The following is a 23,517-nucleotide window of genomic DNA, read 5'->3' as shown; positions in this document are numbered from 1 at the left end:
GTCGCTTTTGTAGGCCCGGCAAGCGTAGCGCCGCCGGGCGTTTCTTTTAGCGTGTGGTGATGTCGCTTTCGAAGTTACGCTGCTCGTAGCCGGTATACAGCTGACGTGGACGCGCAATTTTCATTCCCTCGGTGTGCATTTCGTTCCAGTGTGCAATCCAGCCCACGGTACGCGCCATCGCGAAGATCACGGTAAACATGGAAGACGGAATGCCCATCGCTTTCAGGATGATACCGGAGTAGAAGTCGACGTTCGGGTAGAGTTTCTTCTCGATGAAGTATGGGTCGTTCAGCGCGATGTGCTCCAGCTCCATCGCCACCTGCAGCAGGTCATCTTTGGTGCCCAGCTCTTTCAGTACTTCATGGCAGGTTTCACGCATGACGGTTGCGCGCGGATCGTAGTTTTTGTAAACACGGTGACCGAAGCCCATCAGACGGAAGGAGTCATTCTTGTCTTTCGCACGACGCACGAATTCAGGAATGTGCTCAACGGAGCTGATCTCTTCCAGCATCTTCAGTGCGGCTTCGTTCGCGCCGCCGTGTGCCGGCCCCCACAGGGAGGCAATACCTGCTGCGATACAGGCGAACGGGTTGGCACCGGAGGAGCCTGCGGTACGCACGGTAGAGGTGGAGGCGTTCTGCTCGTGGTCAGCGTGCAGGATCAGAATACGATCCATAGCGCGTTCCAGAACCGGGTTCACTTCGTACTCTTCGCACGGCGTGGCGAACATCATACGCAGGAAGTTACCGGCGTAGGAGAGGTCGTTGCGTGGATAAACAAACGGCTGTCCGATGGAGTATTTGTAACACATCGCGGCCATGGTAGGCATTTTGGACAGCAGACGGAATGCGGCGATATCGCGATGACGCTGGTTATTCACGTCAAGGGAGTCATGGTAAAACGCGGCCAGCGCACCGGTGATCCCACACATTACCGCCATCGGATGCGAATCACGACGGAACGCATGGAACAGACGGGTGATCTGCTCATGAATCATGGTGTGGCGGGTAACGGTGGTTTTGAACTCATCGTACTGTTCCTGGGTCGGCTTTTCGCCGTTCAGCAGGATGTAGCACACTTCCAGATAGTTGGATTCAGTGGCTAATTGATCGATGGGGAAACCGCGGTGCAGCAGGATGCCTTCGTCACCGTCGATGTAGGTGATTTTGGACTCGCAAGATGCGGTGGAGGTGAAACCAGGGTCGAAGGTGAATACACCTTTTGAACCCAACGTACGGATATCAATAACATCCTGACCGAGCGTGCCTTTTAGCACATCCAGTTCAATAGCATCGTCACCACCCAGGGTGAGTTTTGCCTTAGTATCAGCCATTTACGGTCTCCTTAGCGCCTTATTGCTTAAGACTGCCCATAACCGGATTTGCATTCAGCTGATTTATCATTGTTACCAGTTTGTTATTTGGCTCGCCGCTCAGCTCACGAGGAGAAACCAGGGTACAGAGCAATGGCGCTAGCAGGTAAACAAATGAGAAATCAGAGAAATAACAGCAAATCAGTGTTTGTGCAGTCCGAATTATTCAAACCTGTATACCACTAATAACTGTCCTGATAACTTCGGTCAATACCATCACACTGTTACATAACTTATTCTCAGGTGAAAGAGAGACCTCATAACTTTTGCGCATTATATGCCTTTTCTGGTGATGTTTGTAACAATAATGTTTAACATTTGTCAAATCAGATGATTAAAAATTAAAAAGATGTTGTTATCGTGACCCTGATCACTGTTCCGCATAAAACCAGACAAACTGTATGTAGGTTAATTGTAATGATTTTGTGAACGGCCTATACTGCCGCCAGGTCTCCGGAAAACCCTGCAATCCCGAGCCAACCAGCGTTGTAACGTGTCATTTGAGCATCTGGAAGCAATGTTTTGCATGACGCACAGTTATATAAAAGGCACGCTGTCTGACCCGCATCGCAGTCCGGAGGAAGGAAACTATAAGAACAGCATGTGGGCGTTATTCATGATAAGAAATTTGAAAAAACAAAGACCTGTCAATCTGGATCTCAAAACGATCCGATTCCCCGTAACGGCAATAGCGTCCATCCTTCATCGTGTATCCGGTGTGATCACGTTTGTCGCGGTGGGTATCCTGTTATGGTTACTGGGTACCAGCCTCTCGTCTCCGGAAGGATTCCAGCAGGCCTCCGACATCATGAACGGTTTCTTCGTGAAATTTATCATGTGGGGCATCCTGACCGCGCTGGCCTATCACGTTGTTGGCGGTGTCCGCCATATGCTGATGGACTTCGGCTATCTGGAAGAGACCTTCGAAGCCGGCAAACGTACTGCTAACATTTCATTTGTCATCACTGTCGTGCTTTCACTTCTCGCAGGAGTTCTCGTATGGTAAGCAACGCCTCCGCATTGGGACGCAACGGCGTACATGACTTCATTCTGGTCCGTGCTACCGCTATCGTTCTCACCCTCTACATCATCTACATGATCGGTTTCTTTGCCACCAGCGGCGACCTGACGTGGGAAATCTGGACCGGTTTCTTCGGTTCGGCGTTCACCAAAGTCTTCACCCTGCTGGCGCTGGCCTCCATCCTGATCCACGCGTGGATTGGCATGTGGCAGGTACTGACCGATTACGTTAAACCCGTGGCGATTCGTCTCGTTCTGCAGCTGGCTATCGTAGTTGCTCTTGCGGTTTACGTTATTTATGGATTCGTTGTGGTGTGGGGTGTGTAATGAAACTGCCAGTCAGAGAATTTGACGCTGTAGTGATTGGTGCCGGTGGCGCAGGTATGCGCGCGGCGCTGCAAATTTCCCAGAGCGGCCAGAGCTGTGCGCTGCTCTCTAAAGTCTTCCCGACCCGTTCCCATACCGTATCTGCGCAGGGTGGCATCACCGTTGCGCTCGGTAATACCCATGATGATAACTGGGAATGGCATATGTACGACACGGTGAAAGGCTCCGACTATATCGGTGACCAGGACGCCATTGAATATATGTGTAAAACCGGCCCGGAAGCGATTCTGGAGCTGGACCATATGGGTCTGCCATTCTCCCGCCTGGAGAACGGCACCATCTATCAACGTCCGTTTGGCGGCCAGTCGAAAGACTTTGGCGGCGAGCAGGCGGCACGTACCGCGGCAGCGGCCGACCGTACCGGTCACGCCCTGCTGCATACCCTGTATCAGCAGAACCTCAAGAACAAAACCACCATCTTCTCCGAGTGGTATGCGCTGGATCTGGTGAAAAACGAAGATGGCGCCGTGGTGGGTTGTACCGCCCTGTGCATCGAAACCGGTGAAGTGGTTTACTTCAAAGCCCGCGCGACCGTGCTGGCGACCGGCGGCGCAGGCCGTATCTACCAGTCCACCACTAACGCCCATATCAACACCGGTGACGGCGTCGGTATGGCGATCCGCGCTGGCGTGCCGGTGCAGGATATGGAGATGTGGCAGTTCCACCCAACCGGTATCGCCGGTGCGGGCGTGCTGGTGACAGAAGGCTGCCGTGGTGAAGGTGGCTATCTGCTGAACAAACACGGCGAACGCTTCATGGAGCGTTATGCCCCGAATGCAAAAGACCTGGCGGGTCGTGACGTGGTGGCGCGTTCCATCATGATCGAAATCCGTGAAGGTCGTGGCTGCGATGGTCCATGGGGCCCGCACGCGAAGCTGAAGCTTGACCATCTGGGTAAAGACGTTCTGGAATCCCGCCTGCCGGGCATCCTTGAGCTGTCCCGTACCTTTGCTCACGTCGATCCAGTCAAAGAGCCAATCCCGGTTATCCCAACCTGCCACTACATGATGGGCGGTATTCCGACCAAAGTGACCGGCCAGGCGCTGACCGTGAACGAGCAGGGCGAAGACGTGGTGATCCCGGGCCTGTTCGCGGTAGGCGAAATTGCCTGCGTATCCGTACACGGCGCCAACCGTCTGGGCGGTAACTCCCTGCTCGACCTGGTGGTGTTTGGTCGTGCGGTGGGTCTGCATCTGCAGGAGTCCATTGCCGAGCAGGGGCCGCTGCGTGATGCGACCGAAGCCAATATCGACGCCTCTCTGGAACGTCTCAACCGCTGGAACGGTAACCGCAACGGCGAAGATCCGGTGGAAATCCGTAAAGCGCTGCAGGAGTGCATGCAGCACAACTTCTCGGTCTTCCGCGAAGGCGATGCGATGGCGAAAGGGCTTGAGCAGCTGAAAGCGATCCGCGAGCGTCTGAAAAATGCCCGTCTGGACGATACTTCCAGCGAGTTCAACACCCAGCGCGTCGAGTGTCTGGAGCTGGATAACCTGATGGAAACCGCTTACGCAACCGCGGTCTCTGCAAACTTCCGTACCGAAAGCCGTGGCGCGCATAGCCGCTTCGACTTCCCGGATCGTGACGACGAAAACTGGCTGTGCCATTCCCTGTATCTGCCAGAGTCGGAATCCATGACACGTCGTAGCGTCAATATGGAACCGAAACTGCGTCCGGCGTTCCCGCCGAAGATTCGTACTTATTAATGCGGAGACAGGACAATGAAACTCGAATTCTCAGTTTATCGTTATAACCCGGATGTTGATGACGCTCCGCGTATGCAGGATTACACCCTGGAAGCGGAAGAAGGCCGGGACATGATGCTGCTTGATGCCTTAATGCAGCTGAAAGAAAAAGATCCGACACTGTCATTCCGTCGCTCCTGCCGTGAAGGGGTATGTGGCTCCGACGGCCTGAACATGAACGGCAAAAACGGTCTGGCCTGTATCACGCCGATCTCTGCGCTCAACCGTCCGGGACAGAAAATTGTGATCCGTCCTCTGCCTGGTCTGCCAGTCGTTCGCGATTTGGTGGTGGACATGGGGCAATTCTATGCACAATATGAGAAGATTAAGCCTTACTTGTTGAATAATGGGCAAAATCCACCCGCTCGCGAGCATTTACAGTCGCCAGAGCAGCGTGAAAAACTCGATGGACTGTATGAGTGTATTCTCTGTGCATGTTGTTCGACCTCTTGCCCGTCGTTCTGGTGGAACCCGGACAAGTTTATCGGCCCGGCTGGCCTGCTGGCAGCGTACCGCTTCCTGATTGACAGCCGCGATACCGAAACCGACAACCGCCTGGAAGGGCTGAGTGATGCTTTCAGCGTATTCCGCTGCCACAGCATCATGAACTGCGTCAGTGTATGTCCTAAGGGGCTGAACCCGACGCGCGCTATCGGCCACATTAAGTCGATGTTGTTGCAGCGCAGTGCGTAAGTAACAACGCCGGATGGCGCTGCGCTTATCCGGCCTACGTCACAGTAGGCCCGGTCAGCGTGGCGCCACCGGGAAAATTGCAGAAACCTTTAAAAACTGCCCTGTAGTTTAGACAGTTTCTAAAGGTTCCTTCGCGGGCCAAAGTAAAAGAGCTCGCAGGTGAACCCCGGCACGTACACGTGGTGTGCGTGGTAGTTTCTACGGCGAAAGTAAGCATAAAAATGCTTAAGGGATCACGATGCAGAACGGCGCAATGAAAGCCTGGCTGGACTCTTCATTCCTCTCTGGTGCAAACCAAAGCTGGATTGAACAGCTCTATGAAGACTTCTTAACCGACCCTGACTCAGTGGACGCTAACTGGCGTTCGATGTTCCAGCAGTTACCTGGAACAGGAGTCAAACCGGATCAATTTCATTCCAAAACACGTGATTATTTCCGTCGTCTGGCGAAGGATGCCTCACGTTACTCTTCCGCCATCTCCGACCCTGACACCAATGCGAAACAGGTTAAAGTCCTGCAGCTGATCAACGCCTACCGTTTCCGTGGCCACCAGCATGCGAATCTGGATCCGCTGGGGCTGTGGCAGCAGGAGCGCGTGGCGGATCTCGACCCGGCTTATCACGATCTGACCGAAGCTGATTTCCAGGAAACCTTCAACGTGGGTTCTTTCGCCATCGGCAAAGACACGATGAAGCTGGGCGAGCTGCTGACTGCGCTGAAGCAGACCTACTGCGGCTCTATCGGTGCGGAATATATGCACATCACCTCAACTGAAGAGAAACGCTGGATCCAGCAGCGCATCGAATCGGTTGCCGGTAAATCCACCTTCAATGCTGACGAGAAAAAACGCTTCCTGAGCGAGCTGACCGCAGCAGAAGGGCTGGAGCGCTACCTCGGTGCCAAATTCCCGGGGGCAAAACGCTTCTCGCTGGAAGGCGGCGATGCGCTGGTGCCAATGCTGAAAGAGCTGATCCGCCATGCGGGCAACAGCGGTACCCGCGAAGTGGTACTGGGCATGGCGCACCGTGGTCGTCTGAACGTACTGATCAACGTGCTGGGTAAAAAGCCGCAGGATCTGTTCGACGAATTCGCGGGCAAACATAAAGAACACCTCGGTACCGGTGACGTGAAGTACCACATGGGCTTCTCATCGGATATCGAAACCAACGGCGGCCTGGTCCACATGGCGCTGGCGTTTAACCCGTCACACCTCGAAATCGTGAGCCCGGTGGTTATCGGTTCCGTGCGTGCGCGTCTGGATCGTCTCGATGAGCCGAGCAGCAACAAAGTGCTGCCAATCACCATTCACGGCGATGCGGCGATCACCGGTCAGGGCGTGGTTCAGGAAACCCTGAACATGTCCAAAGCGCGGGGTTACGAAGTGGGCGGTACCGTTCGCATCGTGATCAACAACCAGGTGGGCTTCACTACCTCTAACCCGCTGGATGCGCGTTCTACGCCATACTGTACCGACATTGGTAAGATGGTTCAGGCGCCAATTTTCCACGTGAACGCTGATGATCCAGAAGCCGTGGCATTCGTCACCCGTCTGGCGCTGGACTTCCGTAATACCTTCAAGCGTGACGTGCTGATCGACCTGTTCTGCTACCGTCGTCACGGTCACAACGAAGCGGATGAGCCAAGTGCAACCCAGCCGCTGATGTACCAGAAAATCAAAAAGCATCCGACTCCGCGCAAAATCTATGCTGACAAGCTGGAAGCGGACAAAGTGGTCACGCTGGAAGATGCCACCGAGATGGTTAATCTGTACCGCGATGCGCTGGATGCCGGCGAGTGCGTGGTGAAAGAGCTGCGTCCAATGAACATGCACTCCTTTACCTGGTCGCCGTACCTCAACCACGAGTGGGATGAGAGCTACCCGAACAAGGTCGAGATGAAGCGTCTGCAGGAGCTGGCGAAACGCATCAGCACCGTGCCAGAAGCGATCGAGATGCAGTCCCGCGTGCAGAAAATCTATTCTGACCGTCAGTCAATGGCGGCAGGCGAGAAGCTGTTCGACTGGGGTGGCGCAGAAAACCTGGCCTATGCGACCCTGGTTGACGAAGGCATTCCGGTTCGTCTGTCCGGTGAAGATGCGGGCCGTGGCACCTTCTTCCACCGCCATGCGGTGATCCATAACCAGACCAACGGTTCAACTTACACCCCGCTGCAGCATGTGCATAACGGTCAGGGCCAGTTCAAGGTCTGGGACTCCGTGCTGTCTGAAGAGGCGGTCCTGGCGTTCGAATACGGTTACGCCACTGCAGAACCACGCACCCTGACCATCTGGGAAGCGCAGTTCGGTGACTTCGCCAACGGTGCGCAGGTGGTTATCGACCAGTTCATCTCTTCCGGAGAGCAGAAGTGGGGCCGTATGTGTGGCCTGGTGATGCTGCTGCCGCACGGCTATGAAGGGCAGGGTCCGGAGCACTCCTCCGCGCGTCTGGAGCGTTATCTGCAACTCTGCGCCGAGCAGAACATGCAGGTTTGTGTTCCGTCTACCCCGGCACAGGTTTACCACATGCTGCGTCGTCAGGCGCTGCGCGGGATGCGTCGTCCGCTGGTCGTCATGTCACCGAAATCGCTGCTGCGTCACCCGCTGGCGGTTTCCACGCTGGATGAGCTGGCTAACGGCACCTTCCTGCCGGCGATTGGCGAGATTGACGAGCTGGATCCACAGGCGGTGAAACGCGTGGTGATGTGTTCTGGTAAGGTTTATTACGACCTGCTGGAACAGCGCCGTAAGAACGACCAGAAAGATGTCGCCATCGTGCGTATCGAACAGCTTTATCCATTCCCGCATCAGGCGATGCAGGAAGTGCTGAAACAATATGCTCACGTACATGATTTTGTCTGGTGCCAGGAAGAGCCGCTCAACCAGGGCGCATGGTACTGCAGCCAGCATCATTTCCGTGAAGTCATTCCATTTGGGTCTGCCCTGCGTTACGCAGGTCGCCCGGCCTCCGCCTCTCCGGCGGTAGGGTATATGTCCGTTCACCAGAAGCAGCAACAAGATCTGGTCAATGACGCGCTGAACGTCGATTAATTAAAGGATACATAATGAGTAGCGTAGATATTCTTGTTCCCGACCTGCCTGAGTCTGTAGCAGATGCGACCGTCGCCACCTGGCACAAAAAACCGGGCGATAGCGTTAAGCGCGATGAAGTGCTGGTAGAAATCGAAACTGACAAAGTGGTACTGGAAGTACCGGCATCGGCGGATGGCATTCTGGATGCAGTCCTGGAAGATGAAGGCACGACCGTGACCTCTCGCCAGATCCTGGGTCGCCTGCGTGAAGGCAACAGCGCGGGCAAAGAGTCCAGCGCCAAATCTGAAGAGAAGGCCTCTACGCCGGCCCAACGCCAGCAGGCTTCTCTGGAAGAGCAAAGCAACGACGCGCTCAGCCCGGCGATCCGTCGCCTGCTGGCTGAACACAACCTCGACGCTGCGGCCATTAAAGGCACCGGTGTGGGCGGTCGTCTGACCCGCGAAGATGTGGAAAAACACCTGGCGAAAGCGCCAGCTGCACCGGAAGCGAAAGCACCGGCTGCCGCACCAGCAGCTCAGCCTGCTCTGGGCGCTCGCAGTGAAAAACGCGTGCCGATGACCCGCCTGCGTAAGCGCGTGGCCGAGCGTCTGCTGGAGGCGAAGAACTCCACCGCGATGCTGACCACCTTCAACGAAGTGAACATGAAGCCAATCATGGACCTGCGTAAGCAGTACGGTGATGCGTTTGAAAAACGTCACGGTATCCGTCTGGGCTTTATGTCTTTCTACGTGAAGGCGGTGGTTGAAGCGCTGAAACGCTACCCGGAAGTGAACGCGTCCATCGATGGCGATGATGTGGTTTATCACAACTACTTCGACGTCAGCATGGCGGTATCTACCCCGCGCGGCCTGGTGACCCCGGTTCTGCGTGATGTAGACACCCTGGGCATGGCTGACATCGAAAAGAACATCAAAGAACTGGCAGTGAAAGGCCGTGACGGCAAGCTGACCGTAGACGATCTGACCGGCGGTAACTTCACCATTACCAACGGCGGCGTTTTTGGCTCGCTGATGTCTACTCCGATCATCAACCCACCGCAGAGTGCGATCCTGGGCATGCACGCCATCAAAGATCGTCCGATGGCGGTTGACGGTAAAGTCGAGATCCTGCCGATGATGTACCTGGCGCTCTCCTACGATCACCGCCTGATCGACGGCCGCGAATCAGTGGGCTTCCTGGTCGCCATTAAAGAGCTGCTGGAAGATCCAACCCGTCTGCTGCTGGACGTTTAGTTTTTAGCCGTACTGCCCGGCGGCGCTTTGCCTGCCGGGCCTACAAAAGCATGACCTAACGATTACCCTGAAGGATGGATAGAACACATGAACTTACATGAATATCAGGCAAAACAGTTGTTTGCCCGGTATGGCTTGCCGGCTCCGGTGGGTTATGCCTGCAATACCCCTCGTGAAGCAGAAGAAGCCGCATCTAAAATCGGCGCCGGTCCTTGGGTAGTGAAATGTCAGGTTCACGCTGGCGGCCGCGGCAAAGCGGGCGGTGTGAAAGTTGTTAACAGTAAAGAAGAGATCCGCGCATTTGCTGAGCACTGGCTGGGCAAACGTCTGGTGACCTATCAGACAGACGCGAGCGGCCAGCCGGTTAACCAGATTCTGGTTGAAGCAGCGACCGACATTGCAAAAGAACTGTACCTCGGCGCCGTGGTAGACCGCAGCTCCCGTCGCGTGGTGTTTATGGCCTCTACCGAAGGCGGCGTGGAAATCGAAAAAGTGGCGGAAGAGACCCCGCACCTGATCCACAAAGTAGCCATCGATCCGCTGGCAGGCCCAATGCCTTACCAGGGCCGCGAGCTGGCATTCAAACTGGGTCTGGAAGGTAAACTGGTGCAGCAATTCACCAAGATCTTCATGGGCCTGGCAAATATCTTCCTGGAGCGCGATCTGGCGCTGATCGAAATCAACCCGCTGGTGATCACTAAGCAGGGCGACCTGATCTGCCTCGACGGCAAACTGGGCGCTGACGGCAACGCGCTGTTCCGCCAGGCCGATCTGCGCGAAATGCGTGACCAGTCTCAGGAAGATCCACGTGAAGCGCAGGCTGCACAGTGGGAACTGAACTACGTGGCACTTGATGGCAACATCGGCTGCATGGTTAACGGTGCGGGCCTGGCAATGGGCACCATGGACATCGTTAAGCTGCACGGCGGCGAGCCGGCAAACTTCCTCGACGTGGGCGGCGGCGCGACCAAAGAGCGCGTGACCGAAGCCTTCAAAATCATCCTCTCTGACGACAATGTGAAAGCGGTTCTGGTGAACATCTTCGGCGGCATCGTACGTTGCGACCTGATCGCTGACGGTATCATCGGTGCGGTAGAAGAAGTGGGCGTGAACGTCCCGGTTGTTGTGCGTCTGGAAGGGAACAACGCTGAACTCGGCGCGAAAAAACTGGCTGACAGCGGCCTGAATATTATTGCAGCGAAAAGTCTGACGGATGCCGCTCAGCAGGTAGTTGCCGCAGTGGAGGGGAAATAATGTCCGTTTTAATTAATAAAGATACCAAAGTCATCTGCCAGGGCTTCACCGGTAGCCAGGGTTCATTCCACTCTGAGCAGGCGATTGCCTACGGTACGCAGATGGTTGGCGGCGTAACGCCAGGTAAAGGCGGCACTACCCACCTGGGCCTGCCGGTGTTCAACACCGTACGTGAAGCAGTAGAAGCGACTGGCGCGACCGCCACCGTGATCTACGTTCCGGCCCCGTTCTGCAAAGACTCCATTCTGGAAGCGATCGACGCAGGCATCAAACTGATCATCACCATCACCGAAGGTATCCCGACGCTGGATATGCTGACCGTGAAAGTGAAGCTGGACGAAGCTGGCGTGCGCATGATCGGGCCAAACTGCCCGGGCGTGATCACCCCAGGCGAATGCAAAATCGGCATCATGCCGGGCCACATTCACAAGCCGGGCAAAGTGGGCATCGTCTCCCGTTCCGGTACCCTGACCTATGAAGCGGTTAAGCAGACCACCGACTATGGTTTCGGCCAGTCCACCTGTGTGGGCATCGGCGGCGACCCAATCCCGGGCTCTAACTTCATCGACATCCTGAAGCTGTTCCAGGAAGACCCGCAGACTGAAGCGATCGTCATGATCGGTGAAATCGGCGGCAGCGCGGAAGAAGAAGCGGCTGCTTATATCAAAGATCACGTGACCAAGCCGGTTGTAGGTTACATCGCGGGCGTGACTGCGCCTAAAGGCAAGCGTATGGGCCACGCAGGCGCTATCATCGCGGGCGGCAAAGGTACTGCGGACGAGAAATTCGCAGCGCTGGAAGCAGCAGGCGTGAAAACCGTGCGCAGCCTGGCTGACATCGGTGAAGCGCTGAAGTCCATCATTAAGTAAATCCTCTCTGCTCCCCGTGCGGGGAGCTTTGACATAATAAATGTCCGTTTCGACATGGTTGGCCATCGTAAGATGGCCTTTTTTTTGCTGCGGACGGGTGCTAAAGAGGTGTGAAGCGGGAGGGCGGCTGAAAGATTAACGAACAGGCGGCGTGCGATCCTTATTTTTGGCAGGTAAACACAAAACGTTAACATTGCAGTGTTAATTTATGGATTATTAAAAGTAAAATATTTGTAATAAAAACCACGGATATAAGCGCAATAAAAAAATACTGTGAAATGACTAACATTAATAGTTCGGCATCAATAAAAATTTGAACCCTTAGCCGCGTTAATTTAAATCACCTTTATTTATATTTCCTCCTTTCATTGATAACTATCACCAGCATCTTTAAACATATCGTTAACATTGCGCTCACTGAATTCACCATATGGAAACACCCTTAACACGTCTGCGCAATATTGATTTATATCAATATTTAATACCTGGAAAAGGGCGTCAAAAAGCGTTAAATTGCTCCCGATCAATCTGGTCGAAAAGTGGTAAAGTCGCTATATATTGATCGCTGTCGTAAAACGTAAAGCGCTTTCAATAAAAACCTGTTTATTGTAAGGGTTTTGCAGCGTAATATATTTGCGGGATCAATTTCGGGTTTTTATTAACGTATCTGTAACCTTTCATCATGGCTTTTTCCTCCTGTGAAGATTAAGTAACGAAGAAAGGATTCGGATAATTTTTTGTATTGGGGCATGTGTGTGGATCTTTTCTAACGGGATCCACTCCCGGAGTCTTCATGCGATGAGCAAGGAGTCATGATGTTAGATATAGTCGAACTGTCGCGCTTACAGTTTGCCTTGACTGCGATGTACCACTTCCTGTTTGTGCCACTAACGCTCGGTATGGCGTTCCTGCTGGCCATTATGGAGACGGTCTACGTCCTTTCCGGCAAACAGATTTATAAAGATATGACCAAGTTCTGGGGCAAGTTGTTTGGTATCAACTTTGCGCTGGGCGTGGCCACCGGTCTGACCATGGAGTTCCAGTTCGGGACAAACTGGTCTTACTACTCCCACTATGTCGGGGATATCTTCGGTGCGCCGCTGGCCATTGAAGGTCTGATGGCCTTCTTCCTCGAATCCACCTTTGTAGGTCTGTTCTTCTTCGGTTGGGACCGTCTGGGCAAAGTCCAGCATATGGCGGTCACCTGGCTGGTGGCGTTAGGCTCTAACCTGTCCGCGCTGTGGATCCTGGTAGCCAACGGCTGGATGCAGAACCCTATCGCATCTGATTTCAACTTCGAAACCATGCGTATGGAGATGGTCAGCTTCTCCGAGCTGGTGCTGAACCCGGTTGCCCAGGTGAAATTTGTTCACACCGTGGCTTCCGGCTATGTCTGCGGCGCGATGTTCGTGCTGGGCATCAGCTCCTACTACATGCTGCGTGGTCGTGACTTCGCTTTTGCCAAGCGCTCCTTCGCCATCGCGGCGAGCTTCGGTATGGCGGCTATCCTCTCCGTTATCGTGCTGGGTGATGAATCCGGTTACGAGATGGGCGACGTGCAGAAAACCAAACTGGCGGCGATCGAAGCAGAGTGGGAAACCCAACCGGCTCCGGCAGCTTTCACCCTGTTTGGTATTCCCGATCAGGATGCACAGGAAAACCACTTTGCTATTCAGATCCCTTACGCGCTGGGCATCATTGCCACCCGCTCTGTGGATACGCCGGTTATCGGCCTGAAAGATCTGCTGGTGCAGCATGAAGAGCGTATCCGTAACGGGATGAAAGCTTACTCCCTGCTGGAGCAGCTGCGTTCCGGCTCTACCGATCAGTCCGTTCGCGATCAGTTCAACAACGTGAAGAAAGACCTCGGTTACGGCCTGCTGCTGAAACGCTATACCCCGAACGTCTCTGACGCGACGGAAGAGCAGATTCAGATGGCGACCAAAGACTCCATTCCACGCGTTGCGCCGCTGTACTTCGCGTTCCGTATCATGGTGGGCTGCGGCATCATCATGCTGTTGATCATTGCTGCCTCCTTCTGGTCGGTGATTCGTAACCGTATCGGTCAGCGTAAATGGCTGCTGCGTTCTGCGCTGTACGGCATGCCACTGCCATGGATCGCCATCGAATCCGGCTGGTTTGTTGCGGAGTACGGCCGTCAGCCGTGGGCTATCGGTGAGGTGCTGCCAACCGCGGTAGCGAACTCATCCCTGACCGCCGGGGATCTGATTTTCTCCATGCTGCTGATTTGCGGTCTGTATACCCTGTTCCTGGTGGCTGAACTGTTCCTGATGTTCAAGTTTGCGCGCCTTGGCCCAAGCAGCCTGAAAACCGGTCGCTACCACTATGAGCAGTCAACCGTTGCTTCTCAGTCCCACTACGAGCAGTCCTCCGTGACTACTCAGCCGGCACGGTAAGACAGGAGTCGTCAAATGATCGATTATGAAGTATTGCGTTTTATCTGGTGGCTGCTGGTCGGGATCTTACTGATTGGTTTTGCGGTCACTGACGGTTTCGACATGGGGGTGGGTATGCTCACCCGCTTCCTCGGTCGTAATGATACCGAGCGTCGAATTATGATTAACTCCATCGCCCCGCACTGGGACGGTAACCAGGTGTGGCTGATCACCGCAGGCGGCGCGCTGTTCGCTGCCTGGCCGATGGTCTACGCGGCTGCGTTCTCCGGCTTCTATGTGGCGATGATCCTGGTGCTGGCATCGTTGTTCTTCCGTCCGGTCGGTTTTGACTACCGCTCGAAGATTGAAGACACCCGCTGGCGCAACATGTGGGACTGGGGCATCTTCATCGGTAGTTTCGTGCCGCCGCTGGTGATCGGCGTGGCGTTCGGCAACCTGCTACAGGGCGTGCCGTTCCACCTCGATGAATACATGCGCCTGTACTACACCGGTAACTTCTTCCAGCTGCTGAACCCGTTCGGTCTGCTGGCGGGTGTGGTCAGCGTGGCGATGATCCTCACTCAGGGTGCAACTTACCTGCAGATGCGTACCGTGGGTGAACTGCACCTGCGTTCCCGCGCCGTCTCGCAGATTGCGGCCCTGGTGACCCTGGTCGGCTTCGCGCTGGCAGGCGTGTGGGTGATGTTCGGTATCGACGGTTATGTGGTGACGTCCGCGATTAACCATACCGCGCCGTCTAACCCGCTGACCAAAGAAGTCGCCCGTCAGGCAGGCGCCTGGCTGGTGAACTTCAATAATACGCCGGTTCTGTGGGCTATCCCGGCCCTGGGCGTGGTGCTGCCGCTGCTGACCCTGCTGACTTCCCGTATGGAAAAAGGCGCATGGGCATTCGTCTTCTCTTCACTGACGCTGGCGTGCATCATTCTGACGGCCGGTATCGCGATGTTCCCATTCGTGATGCCATCCAGCACCATGATGAATGCTAGCCTGACGATGTGGGATGCCACTTCCAGTCAGATGACCCTGAACCTGATGACGTTTGTGGCTGCCGTGTTCGTACCGCTCATTCTGGCTTACACCACCTGGTGTTACTGGAAAATGTACGGTCGTATCACGAAAGAACATATCGAAAGCAATACTCACTCTATGTATTAAGGAAGGAGCTGAATATGTGGTATTTCGCATGGATTTTAGGAACGCTTCTTGCCTGTGCATTTGGTGTGATTACCGCCCTGGCGCTTGAGCACGTTGAAGCGTCCAAAGCCGGTGAAGAAAAACACTGATGATCGCGTATCTCTACGGGATCATGGACAAGCGCCCGCTCCGGGCGCTTTCCTTAGTGATGGCCTTGCTGCTGGCAGGTTGCATCTTCTGGGACCCGTCGCGCTTTGCGGCGAAGACCAGCGAGCTTGAAATTTGGCACGGTTTTCTCATCATGTGGGCGGTGTGCGCCGGGATGATCCACGGCGTCGGCTTTCGGCCGAAAGCCGTACACTGGCAGGGCATCTTCTGCCCGCTGATCGCTGATGTGGTCCTTCTTGTCGGCCTGATTTTCTTTTTCAACTGAATAAGAACTATCCGTTAATATTATGGGCTTACCCTGGCCCATAAATATTTACTCTCCGTTTACTTTCCCCCATTCCAAACCACCATTCCCGCGCGTATAGTAGCGAAGTTTAAAAGCTCTAACTCTTTTTGTATTACCGGGATGTAAAGTGAATACAACGCTGTTTCGATGGCCGGTTCGTGTCTACTACGAGGACACTGACGCCGGTGGTGTGGTTTACCACGCCAGCTACGTTGCCTTTTATGAACGAGCACGCACTGAGATGCTGCGCCATCATCACTTTAGCCAGCAGGTCCTGCTGGCGGAGCGAGTTGCCTTCGTGGTACGCAAGATGACGCTGGAGTATTTTGCGCCTGCCAGACTCGACGATATGCTCGAAGTCCAAACAGAAATAACATCAATGCGCGGAACCTCACTGGTTTTCACGCAGCGGATCGTCAATGCAGAAAACCAGGTACTGAACGAAGCTGAAGTCCTGATTGTCTGTGTTGATCCACTCATCATGAAGCCTCGTGCGCTTCCTAAGTCTATTGTCGCGGAGTTTAAGCAGTGACTGACATGAATATCCTTGATTTGTTCCTGAAGGCAAGCCTTCTGGTTAAACTTATCATGTTGATTTTGATTGGTTTTTCAATCGCATCCTGGGCCATCATCATCCAGAGAACCCGTATCCTCAATGCAGCAGGCCGCGAAGCGGAAGCGTTTGAAGATAAGTTCTGGTCAGGTATCGAACTTTCCCGTTTGTATCAGGAAAGCCAGGGGCGTCGTGAAAACCTCTCCGGCTCCGAGCAAATTTTCTATAGCGGCTTCAAAGAGTTCGCTCGCTTACACCGCGCTAACAACCATGCGCCGGAAGCGGTCGTTGAAGGGGCATCCCGTGCGATGCGTATCTCGATGAACCGTGAACTGGAAACGCTGGAAACGCACATCCCATTCCTTGGCACCGTCGGTTCCATCAGCCCGTATATCGGTCTGTTTGGTACGGTCTGGGGGATCATGCACGCCTTTATCGCCCTTGGCGCGGTAAAACAGGCGACGCTGCAGATGGTTGCACCAGGTATCGCAGAAGCGCTGATCGCGACCGCTATCGGTCTGTTCGCCGCTATTCCTGCGGTTATGGCGTATAACCGCCTGAATCAGCGCGTGAACAAACTGGAACTGAACTACGACAACTTTATGGAAGAGTTCACCGCGATTCTGCACCGCCAGGCGTTTACCAGCACCGAGAGCAACAAGGGGTAAACCATGGCCAGACAGCGTGGACGGGGTCGTCGCGAACTGAAGTCCGAAATCAACATTGTACCGCTGCTGGACGTGCTGCTGGTGCTGCTGCTGATCTTTATGGCCACAGCACCCATCATTACCCAGAGCGTGGAGGTTGATCTGCCGGATGCGACAGAATCTCAGGCTGTAAGCACCAATGACGATCCACCGGTCATCATTGAGGTATCCGGAGTGGGGCAGTACAGCGTGGTGGTTGAAAAAGATCGTCTTGATCAGCTGCCGCCGGAGCAGGTCATTGCCGAAGCGCAACGACGTCTGCAGTCAAATCCGAAAACGGTCTTCTTAATCGGTGGTGCGAAAGACGTGCCTTACGATGAAATAATAAAGGCGCTGAACCTGTTGCATAGCGCGGGCGTTAAGTCAGTCGGCTTGATGACGCAGCCTATTTGATCATCTGCGTACACAACAGAGTTTTTGGGAACCCATAGTGTCAAAGGCAACCGAACAAAACGATAAGCTTAAACGGGCGATAATTATTTCGGCGGTGCTGCATGTCATTCTTTTTGCAGCACTGATCTGGAGTTCGTTCGATGAGCATCTCGATACCGCTGCCGGCGGTGGGGGAGGTTCATCCATCGATGCCGTAATGGTCGATCCCGGCGCGGTAGTACAGAACTATAATCGTCAGCAACAGCAGCAGGCGAGTGCAAAACGTGCTGAAGAGCAACGCGAAAAGCAGGCGCAACAGCAGGCAGAAGAGCTACGTGAAAAGCAGGCCGCCGAGCAGGAACGTCTGAAGCAGCTTGAGAAAGAACGTTTGCAGGCGCAGGAAGCGGCGAAAGAGCAGGCGGAGCAGCAGAAACAGGCTGAAGCCGCAGCGAAGCAAGCGCAGGAAAAACAGAAGCAGGCGGAAGAGGCAGCAGCCAAAGCCGCAGCGGATGCCAAAGCGCAGGCCGAGGCTCAGGCGAAACAGGCAGCTGAGGCGGCAAAACAAGCCGCGGATGCTGCTGCATTAGCCGCGAAAAAAGCCGCTGCCGATGCGCAAAAACAGGCCGAAGCCGAAGCAGCCAAAGCGGCTGCGGATGCGAAGAAGAAAGTAGAAGCTGAAGCCGCGAAGAAAGCCGCCGCCGAGGCCCAGAAAAAAGCGGAAGCTGAAGCTGCCAAACAAGCAGCCCAGGAAGCCGAGAAGAAAGCGGCCGCCGAAGCTGCTAAGAAAGCCGCTGCCGCTGAAAAGGCCGCTGCGGAAAAAGCTGCTGCCGCTGAAAAGGCCGCTGCGGAAAAAGCTGCTGCGGCAGAAAAAGCGGCTGCTGAGAAGAAAGCCGCTGCGGCAGAAAAAGCCGCCGCCGATAAAAAAGCCGCTGCCGAAAAAGCTGCTGCAGATAAGAAAGCTGCTGCCGATAAAGCTGCTGCTGACAAAGCTGCCGCCGCGAAAGCCGCAGCAGCGAAAAAAGCCGCTGCGGAAAAAGCAGCCGCATCGGACGTTGACGACCTGTTCGGCGATTTGAGCTCAGGTAAGAATGCGCCGAAATCGGGTGGGGCCAAAGGTAACGGTCAACCGGCAAAAGATAGCGGAACAAGTGGTGCTAATGGTGGCGCGTCAGGCGCTGATATTAGTGCGTATGCTTCGCAAATTCGTAATGCCATTCAGAGCCGTTTATACGGTGCAGACCTGTATGCCGGTAAGTCCTGTGTGCTGCATATTAAGCTGGCGCCGGACGGTCTGCTGCTGGATGTCACGGAGGAGGGCGGCGATCCTGCATTATGTCAGGCAGCTCTGACGGCGGCGAAAACGGCCAGAATTCCTAAACCGCCTAGCACGGCTGTTTATGAAAAAGTAAAAGATGCCAAACTGGACTTCAAACTGTAGCGATTTTCCCGCTAAAGTTGGCAAAACAGTCTAAGTTTGAGGCTGTAGATTGGTAGTTTTGTTTATTTGGGTTTGTTAACATTCTGCTAAATTATCGCGGGTAAGGTTACCCGGATATGGGAGATATGATGAAGCAGGCATTACGTGTTGCAATGAGTTTCTTAGTGCTGTGGGCAGCGGTGCTGCACGCAGAAGTGCGTATCGAGATCACCCAGGGGGTGGACTCGGCACGTCCGATTGGTGTGGTTCCATTCCAGTGGAAGGGGCCAGGCGCTGCGCCGGAAGATGTGGGCGGCATTGTTGCCGCTGACCTGCGCAACAGCGGTAAATTCAACCCGTTAGACCGTTCCCGTCTGCCACAGCAGCCAGGCACTGCTGCTGAGCTGCAGCCGGCGGCATGGTCCGCGCTGGGTATTGATGCGGTAGTCGTGGGTCAGGTTACCCCTAACCCGGACGGCGGTTATACCGTTGCTTACCAGCTGGTAGACACCGGTGGCGCGCCGGGTACCGTGCTGGCACAGAACACCTATAAAGTGAACAAGCAGTGGCTGCGTTATGCAGGCCACACGGCGAGTGATGAAGTGTTTGAGAAGCTGACCAGCATCAAAGGCGCATTCCGCACTCGTATTGCTTATGTCGTGCAGACCAACGGCGGCCAGTTCCCGTATGAACTGCGTGTCTCTGACTACGACGGTTACAACCAGTTCACCGTTCACCGTTCACCGCAGCCGCTGATGTCACCGGCCTGGTCACCGGACGGTTCTAAGCTGGCGTACGTGACCTTCGAAAGCGGTCGCTCAGCGCTGGTTATCCAGACCCTGTCTAACGGCGCGGTGCGTCAGGTTGCCTCTTTCCCACGTCACAACGGGGCACCGGCATTCTCCCCGGACGGTTCTAAACTGGCGTTTGCCCTCTCTAAAACCGGTAGCCTGAACCTGTACGTGATGGACATTGGCTCCGGCCAGATCCGTCAGGTCACCGACGGTCGTAGCAACAACACCGAACCAACCTGGTTCCCGGACAGCCAGAACCTGGCCTTTACCTCTGACCAGGCGGGTCGTCCACAGGTGTATAAAGTCAATGTTAACGGCGGTGCACCGCAGCGTATCACCTGGGAAGGTTCACAGAACCAGGACGCAGACGTGAGCGCTGACGGTAAGTTTATGGTAATGGTTAGCTCGGCCGGTGGTCAGCAGCACATTGCCAAACAAGATCTGGGTGGGGGTGGCGTACAAGTTCTGTCGTCAACTTTCCTGGATGAAACGCCAAGTCTGGCACCTAACGGCACTATGGTTATCTACAGCTCTTCTCAGGGGATGGGATCCGTGCTGAATCTGGTTTCTACCGATGGGCGTTTCAAAGCGCGTATTCCGGCAACTGATGGACAGGTAAAATCACCTGCCTGGTCGCCGTACCTGTAATAATAATTAATTGAATAATAAAGGAATCATAGAAATGCAACTGAACAAAGTGCTGAAAGGGCTGATGATCGCTCTGCCTGTTATGGCAATCGCAGCGTGTTCTTCTAACAAGAACGCCAGCAACGACCAGAGCGGCGAAGGCATGATGGGTGCCGGCACTGGTATGGACGCAAACGGCAACGGCAATATGTCTTCTGAAGAGCAGGCGCGTCTTCAGATGCAACAGCTGCAGCAGAACAACATTGTTTACTTCGATCTGGACAAGTTCGACATCCGTTCTGACTTCGCTGCGATGCTGGATGCGCACGCTAACTTCCTGCGTAGCAACCCGTCTTACAAAGTCACCGTAGAAGGTCACGCGGACGAACGTGGTACTCCTGAGTACAACATCTCCCTGGGTGAGCGTCGTGCTAACGCCGTTAAAATGTACCTGCAGGGTAAAGGCGTTTCTGCTGACCAGATCTCCATCGTTTCTTACGGTAAAGAAAAACCTGCAGTACTGGGTCACGACGAAGCGGCTTACTCCAAAAACCGTCGTGCCGTACTGGTTTACTAAGAGAATTGCATGAGCAGTAACTTCAGACATCATCTGTTGAGTCTGTCGTTACTGGTTGGTATAGCGGCCCCCTGGGCCGCTTTTGCTCAGGCACCAATCAGTAGTGTCGGCTCAGGCCCGGTAGAAGACCGGGTCACCCAACTCGAGCGTATTTCTAATGCTCACAGCCAGCTTTTAACCCAACTTCAGCAGCAGCTCTCTGACAACCAAACCGATATTGATTCACTGCGCGGACAGATCCAGGAAAGCCAGTATCAGCTCAATCAGGTTGTGGAGCGTCAGAAGCAGATCCTGCTGCAGATGGATAGCCTGAATAATGGCGGCGCAGCAGCGCAATCAGCCGCAGGCGATCAAAGTGGCGCAGCTGGTGCGACGGCAACGCCTCAGGCTGATGCATCAGCCTCCACAGGCGCGCCTGTACAGAGCGGTGACGCGAATACTGACTACAACGCGGCGATTGCCCTGGTGCAGGATAACTCGCGCCAGGACGAAGCTATGGCGGCGTTTCAGAACTTCGTGAAGAAATACCCTGATTCAACCTATCAGCCCAATGCGAACTATTGGCTGGGACAGCTGAATTACAACAAGGGTAAAAAAGACGACGCGGCGTTCTATTTTGCCTCCGTGGTAAAAAATTACCCGAAATCACCAAAAGCCCCAGACGCGATGTACAAAGTCGGGGTGATCATGCAGGACAAAGGCGACACCGCGAAAGCGAAGGCCGTCTTCCAGCAGGTGGTCACTAAGTTCCCGGGCACCGAAGGTGCAAAACAAGCGCAAAAACGTCTTGCTGCGATGGGATGATTGCCGGTTGACCAGAAATCGCGTTTTTTCTGGTCTTGCCGCATACTTCCTAAGCAGTTAAGTGATATTCATCAAAATATTAGTTGCGCAGAATTCTGAAATCAGTAATATATGCCGCCGTTGCCAAGGGATATCAAACAGCCCAAAAGCAGCCAAAATAGTGGGTCGTTAGCTCAGTTGGTAGAGCAGTTGACTTTTAATCAATTGGTCGCAGGTTCGAATCCTGCACGACCCACCACTAAAGCAGTTCCGGTAGTACAGAGTGGGTGATTAGCTCAGTTGGTAGAGCATCTCCTTTACACGGAGGGGGTCGGCGGTTCGAGCCCGTCATCACCCACCACTCGGGTCGTTAGCTCAGTTGGTAGAGCAGTTGACTTTTAATCAATTGGTCGCAGGTTCGAATCCTGCACGACCCACCAATTTTATATTGGTTACCGAGTAAAAATTTCAGGCGACACCCGAATGGGTCGTTAGCTCAGTTGGTAGAGCAGTTGACTTTTAATCAATTGGTCGCAGGTTCGAATCCTGCACGACCCACCAGCCTGAATAGAATAAGAAATTATCCCGCAAGGGGTCGTTAGCTCAGTTGGTAGAGCAGTTGACTTTTAATCAATTGGTCGCAGGTTCGAATCCTGCACGACCCACCAATTTAATATCGTGTTCAGATGTTAAACGTGAAGGATAACGTTGCGTCAGCAACGGCCCGTAGGGCGAGGCGAAGCCGAGTCATCCTGCACGACCCACCAATGTAAAAAGGCGCCCTAAAGGCGCCTTTTTGCTATCTGTTATTCCAGAATCAAAAATGCCAGGGTTTACGTAGGTCAGGTAAGCGAAGCGCCACCCGACAAATGCTGCCCGCACGCTTTTGGTGTGACTTTCCCTCTCAAATTCGCTATCTTGTTTAGTATATAAAACACAATTGCCATTACTTTGGTTTCCACCAAAAAATAACGGCAAACTTGTTAAGCCAGTAAAACGAGAAGCCAAAATGAGTGTGATGTTTGATCCTGAAGCCGCGATCTATCCCTTCCCGCCGAAGCCGGTCCCGCTGAGTGTGGACGAAAAGCAGTTTTACCGCGAAAAGATTAAGCGCTTGCTCAAAGAGCGCGATGCGGTGATGGTGGCGCACTACTACACTGACCCGGAAATTCAGCAGCTGGCAGAAGAGACCGGCGGCTGCATATCGGACTCGCTGGAGATGGCGCGCTTCGGAGCAAAACATCCCGCTTCAACGTTGCTGGTGGCCGGGGTGCGTTTTATGGGCGAGACGGCAAAAATCCTCAGCCCGGAAAAAACCATCCTGATGCCGACCCTCAATGCAGAGTGCTCGCTGGATTTAGGCTGCCCGATCGACGAATTCACCGCTTTTTGCGATGCCCATCCTGACAGAACGGTGGTGGTTTATGCCAACACCTCTGCCGCGGTCAAAGCGCGTGCCGACTGGGTGGTAACGTCCAGCATCGCCGTCGAACTGATTGAGCATCTCGACAGTCTCGGCGAGAAAATTATCTGGGCGCCGGACAAACATCTGGGTAACTACGTCCAGAAACAGACCGGGGCAGACATTCTGTGCTGGCAGGGCGCCTGTATCGTTCATGACGAGTTTAAAACCCAGGCGCTGGAGCGCATGAAAGGCCTCTATCCGGAAGCCGCTGTGCTGGTCCACCCGGAGTCACCCCAGGCGATCGTTAACATGGCGGATGCCGTCGGTTCCACCAGCCAGCTGATCAATGCCGCGAAAACGCTGCCGCATCGCCAGCTTATCGTCGCCACCGATCGCGGCATCTTCTACAAAATGCAGCAGGCGGTGCCGGAGAAAGAGCTGCTGGAAGCGCCGACCGCAGGCGAGGGGGCAACCTGCCGCAGCTGCGCGCACTGTCCGTGGATGGCAATGAACGGACTGAAGGCGATTGCAGACGGGCTGGAGTCGGGCGGCGCGGCGCATGAGATCCATGTGGATGCGGCGCTGCGGGAAGGGGCGTTAATTCCGCTTAACCGGATGCTGGATTTTGCGGCTACACTACGTCCTTAAGCTACGTA

The 23,517-nt window shown here is 54.4% G+C and carries 21 protein-coding genes and 5 tRNA genes; 25 read left to right on the top strand and 1 reads right to left on the bottom strand.

The features are described from left to right. Positions 1-46: 46 nt before the first annotated feature. Positions 47-1,333 carry a citrate synthase gene (locus tag LRS40_RS23770; RefSeq protein WP_142488713.1) on the bottom strand — a complete coding sequence of 429 codons (1,287 nt, stop codon included), beginning with the start codon at positions 1,331-1,333 and terminating at the stop codon, positions 47-49. A gap of 640 nt (positions 1,334-1,973) precedes the next feature. Here LRS40_RS23770 and sdhC point away from each other — a divergent pair. The 25 genes from sdhC (at position 1,974) to nadA (ending at position 23,509) form a co-directional block, all read left to right on the top strand. After that, positions 1,974-2,378, top strand: coding sequence for a succinate dehydrogenase cytochrome b556 subunit (gene sdhC, locus LRS40_RS23765; RefSeq protein WP_231313932.1), 405 nt, complete (start codon positions 1,974-1,976; stop codon positions 2,376-2,378). Next, positions 2,372-2,719, top strand: coding sequence for a succinate dehydrogenase membrane anchor subunit (gene sdhD / locus LRS40_RS23760; RefSeq protein WP_142488714.1), 348 nt, complete (start codon positions 2,372-2,374; stop codon positions 2,717-2,719). Before sdhC ends, sdhD begins: the two co-directional genes overlap by 7 nt. After that, positions 2,719-4,485, top strand: coding sequence for a succinate dehydrogenase flavoprotein subunit (gene sdhA, locus LRS40_RS23755; RefSeq protein WP_142488715.1), 1,767 nt, complete (start codon positions 2,719-2,721; stop codon positions 4,483-4,485). The genes sdhD and sdhA overlap by 1 nt, the downstream gene beginning before the upstream one ends. A gap of 15 nt (positions 4,486-4,500) precedes the next feature. Then, a complete protein-coding gene (gene sdhB, locus LRS40_RS23750; RefSeq protein ID WP_103178719.1) occupies positions 4,501-5,217 on the top strand; it encodes a succinate dehydrogenase iron-sulfur subunit SdhB in 717 nt (238 codons plus the stop codon). A 238-nt stretch (positions 5,218-5,455) separates the two neighbouring features. Then, the gene (sucA, locus tag LRS40_RS23745; RefSeq protein WP_142488716.1) at positions 5,456-8,263 is read left to right on the top strand and encodes a 2-oxoglutarate dehydrogenase E1 component; all 2,808 of its coding nucleotides are present in this window, start codon (positions 5,456-5,458) and stop codon (positions 8,261-8,263) included. A gap of 14 nt (positions 8,264-8,277) precedes the next feature. Then, positions 8,278-9,498: a 2-oxoglutarate dehydrogenase complex dihydrolipoyllysine-residue succinyltransferase gene (gene odhB / locus LRS40_RS23740; RefSeq protein ID WP_142488717.1), complete on the top strand. Its 1,221-nt coding sequence runs from the start codon at positions 8,278-8,280 to the stop codon at positions 9,496-9,498. Between the two features lie 87 nt (positions 9,499-9,585). After that, positions 9,586-10,752: an ADP-forming succinate--CoA ligase subunit beta gene (gene sucC / locus LRS40_RS23735; protein WP_142488718.1), complete on the top strand. Its 1,167-nt coding sequence runs from the start codon at positions 9,586-9,588 to the stop codon at positions 10,750-10,752. Continuing rightward, positions 10,752-11,621, top strand: coding sequence for a succinate--CoA ligase subunit alpha (gene sucD, locus LRS40_RS23730; RefSeq protein WP_032617085.1), 870 nt, complete (start codon positions 10,752-10,754; stop codon positions 11,619-11,621). The genes sucC and sucD overlap by 1 nt, the downstream gene beginning before the upstream one ends. An 815-nt stretch (positions 11,622-12,436) precedes the next feature. Then, on the top strand, positions 12,437-14,038 hold the full coding sequence (gene cydA, locus LRS40_RS23725; RefSeq protein WP_231312853.1) for a cytochrome ubiquinol oxidase subunit I: 1,602 nt from the start codon (positions 12,437-12,439) through the stop codon (positions 14,036-14,038). 15 nt (positions 14,039-14,053) lie between these two features. Continuing rightward, entirely contained in the window at positions 14,054-15,193 is a 1,140-nt protein-coding gene (gene cydB, locus LRS40_RS23720; protein ID WP_142488720.1) for a cytochrome d ubiquinol oxidase subunit II, read from the top strand. A gap of 14 nt (positions 15,194-15,207) precedes the next feature. Continuing rightward, positions 15,208-15,321, top strand: a complete 114-nt coding sequence (gene cydX, locus LRS40_RS23715; protein ID WP_006177208.1) for a cytochrome bd-I oxidase subunit CydX — start codon at positions 15,208-15,210, stop codon at positions 15,319-15,321. Then, positions 15,321-15,605, top strand: coding sequence for a cyd operon protein YbgE (gene ybgE / locus LRS40_RS23710; protein ID WP_231312852.1), 285 nt, complete (start codon positions 15,321-15,323; stop codon positions 15,603-15,605). Before cydX ends, ybgE begins: the two co-directional genes overlap by 1 nt. 148 nt (positions 15,606-15,753) lie before the next feature. Then, positions 15,754-16,158 carry a tol-pal system-associated acyl-CoA thioesterase gene (gene ybgC / locus LRS40_RS23705; protein ID WP_006819080.1) on the top strand — a complete coding sequence of 135 codons (405 nt, stop codon included), beginning with the start codon at positions 15,754-15,756 and terminating at the stop codon, positions 16,156-16,158. Next, entirely contained in the window at positions 16,155-16,847 is a 693-nt protein-coding gene (gene tolQ / locus LRS40_RS23700; RefSeq protein ID WP_072036639.1) for a Tol-Pal system protein TolQ, read from the top strand. Before ybgC ends, tolQ begins: the two co-directional genes overlap by 4 nt. 3 nt (positions 16,848-16,850) lie before the next feature. Next, positions 16,851-17,279: a colicin uptake protein TolR gene (gene tolR / locus LRS40_RS23695; RefSeq protein WP_032617094.1), complete on the top strand. Its 429-nt coding sequence runs from the start codon at positions 16,851-16,853 to the stop codon at positions 17,277-17,279. Between the two features lie 37 nt (positions 17,280-17,316). Then, the gene (tolA, locus tag LRS40_RS23690; RefSeq protein WP_231312851.1) at positions 17,317-18,696 is read left to right on the top strand and encodes a cell envelope integrity protein TolA; all 1,380 of its coding nucleotides are present in this window, start codon (positions 17,317-17,319) and stop codon (positions 18,694-18,696) included. Between the two features lie 128 nt (positions 18,697-18,824). Next, positions 18,825-20,117 carry a Tol-Pal system beta propeller repeat protein TolB gene (tolB, locus tag LRS40_RS23685; RefSeq protein WP_106992811.1) on the top strand — a complete coding sequence of 431 codons (1,293 nt, stop codon included), beginning with the start codon at positions 18,825-18,827 and terminating at the stop codon, positions 20,115-20,117. 34 nt (positions 20,118-20,151) lie between these two features. After that, positions 20,152-20,673, top strand: a complete 522-nt coding sequence (gene pal, locus LRS40_RS23680; protein WP_032617096.1) for a peptidoglycan-associated lipoprotein Pal — start codon at positions 20,152-20,154, stop codon at positions 20,671-20,673. A gap of 9 nt (positions 20,674-20,682) precedes the next feature. Then, positions 20,683-21,477, top strand: coding sequence for a cell division protein CpoB (cpoB, locus tag LRS40_RS23675; protein WP_231312850.1), 795 nt, complete (start codon positions 20,683-20,685; stop codon positions 21,475-21,477). Positions 21,478-21,639: 162 nt separating this feature from the next. Beyond that, a tRNA-Lys gene (locus LRS40_RS23670) sits at positions 21,640-21,715 on the top strand. A gap of 26 nt (positions 21,716-21,741) precedes the next feature. Further along, positions 21,742-21,817: transfer RNA gene (locus tag LRS40_RS23665), tRNA-Val, on the top strand. Between the two features lie 3 nt (positions 21,818-21,820). Then, a tRNA-Lys gene (locus LRS40_RS23660) sits at positions 21,821-21,896 on the top strand. A 45-nt stretch (positions 21,897-21,941) separates the two neighbouring features. Next, positions 21,942-22,017, top strand: a tRNA-Lys gene (locus tag LRS40_RS23655). Positions 22,018-22,048: 31 nt separating this feature from the next. Continuing rightward, a tRNA-Lys gene (locus LRS40_RS23650) sits at positions 22,049-22,124 on the top strand. Positions 22,125-22,465: 341 nt separating this feature from the next. Next, positions 22,466-23,509, top strand: coding sequence for a quinolinate synthase NadA (gene nadA / locus LRS40_RS23645; RefSeq protein ID WP_142488724.1), 1,044 nt, complete (start codon positions 22,466-22,468; stop codon positions 23,507-23,509). The last annotated feature ends 8 nt before the right edge of the window (positions 23,510-23,517 follow it).

This window comes from Leclercia sp. G3L (genome assembly GCF_021117075.1).
Taxonomy (GTDB): Bacteria; Pseudomonadota; Gammaproteobacteria; order Enterobacterales; family Enterobacteriaceae; genus Enterobacter; species Enterobacter adecarboxylatus_C.
This window is presented reverse-complemented; position numbering and strand designations above follow the sequence as displayed.

Coding starts and splice junctions, on each gene's coding strand:
- LRS40_RS23770 (WP_142488713.1), bottom strand. CDS start 1,333: ATGGCTGATACTAAGGCAAAACTCACCCTGGGTGGTGACGATGCTATT.
- sdhC (WP_231313932.1), top strand. CDS start 1,974: ATGTGGGCGTTATTCATGATAAGAAATTTGAAAAAACAAAGACCTGTC.
- sdhD (WP_142488714.1), top strand. CDS start 2,372: ATGGTAAGCAACGCCTCCGCATTGGGACGCAACGGCGTACATGACTTC.
- sdhA (WP_142488715.1), top strand. CDS start 2,719: ATGAAACTGCCAGTCAGAGAATTTGACGCTGTAGTGATTGGTGCCGGT.
- sdhB (WP_103178719.1), top strand. CDS start 4,501: ATGAAACTCGAATTCTCAGTTTATCGTTATAACCCGGATGTTGATGAC.
- sucA (WP_142488716.1), top strand. CDS start 5,456: ATGCAGAACGGCGCAATGAAAGCCTGGCTGGACTCTTCATTCCTCTCT.
- odhB (WP_142488717.1), top strand. CDS start 8,278: ATGAGTAGCGTAGATATTCTTGTTCCCGACCTGCCTGAGTCTGTAGCA.
- sucC (WP_142488718.1), top strand. CDS start 9,586: ATGAACTTACATGAATATCAGGCAAAACAGTTGTTTGCCCGGTATGGC.
- sucD (WP_032617085.1), top strand. CDS start 10,752: ATGTCCGTTTTAATTAATAAAGATACCAAAGTCATCTGCCAGGGCTTC.
- cydA (WP_231312853.1), top strand. CDS start 12,437: ATGTTAGATATAGTCGAACTGTCGCGCTTACAGTTTGCCTTGACTGCG.
- cydB (WP_142488720.1), top strand. CDS start 14,054: ATGATCGATTATGAAGTATTGCGTTTTATCTGGTGGCTGCTGGTCGGG.
- cydX (WP_006177208.1), top strand. CDS start 15,208: ATGTGGTATTTCGCATGGATTTTAGGAACGCTTCTTGCCTGTGCATTT.
- ybgE (WP_231312852.1), top strand. CDS start 15,321: ATGATCGCGTATCTCTACGGGATCATGGACAAGCGCCCGCTCCGGGCG.
- tolR (WP_032617094.1), top strand. CDS start 16,851: ATGGCCAGACAGCGTGGACGGGGTCGTCGCGAACTGAAGTCCGAAATC.
- tolB (WP_106992811.1), top strand. CDS start 18,825: ATGAAGCAGGCATTACGTGTTGCAATGAGTTTCTTAGTGCTGTGGGCA.
- pal (WP_032617096.1), top strand. CDS start 20,152: ATGCAACTGAACAAAGTGCTGAAAGGGCTGATGATCGCTCTGCCTGTT.
- cpoB (WP_231312850.1), top strand. CDS start 20,683: ATGAGCAGTAACTTCAGACATCATCTGTTGAGTCTGTCGTTACTGGTT.
- nadA (WP_142488724.1), top strand. CDS start 22,466: ATGAGTGTGATGTTTGATCCTGAAGCCGCGATCTATCCCTTCCCGCCG.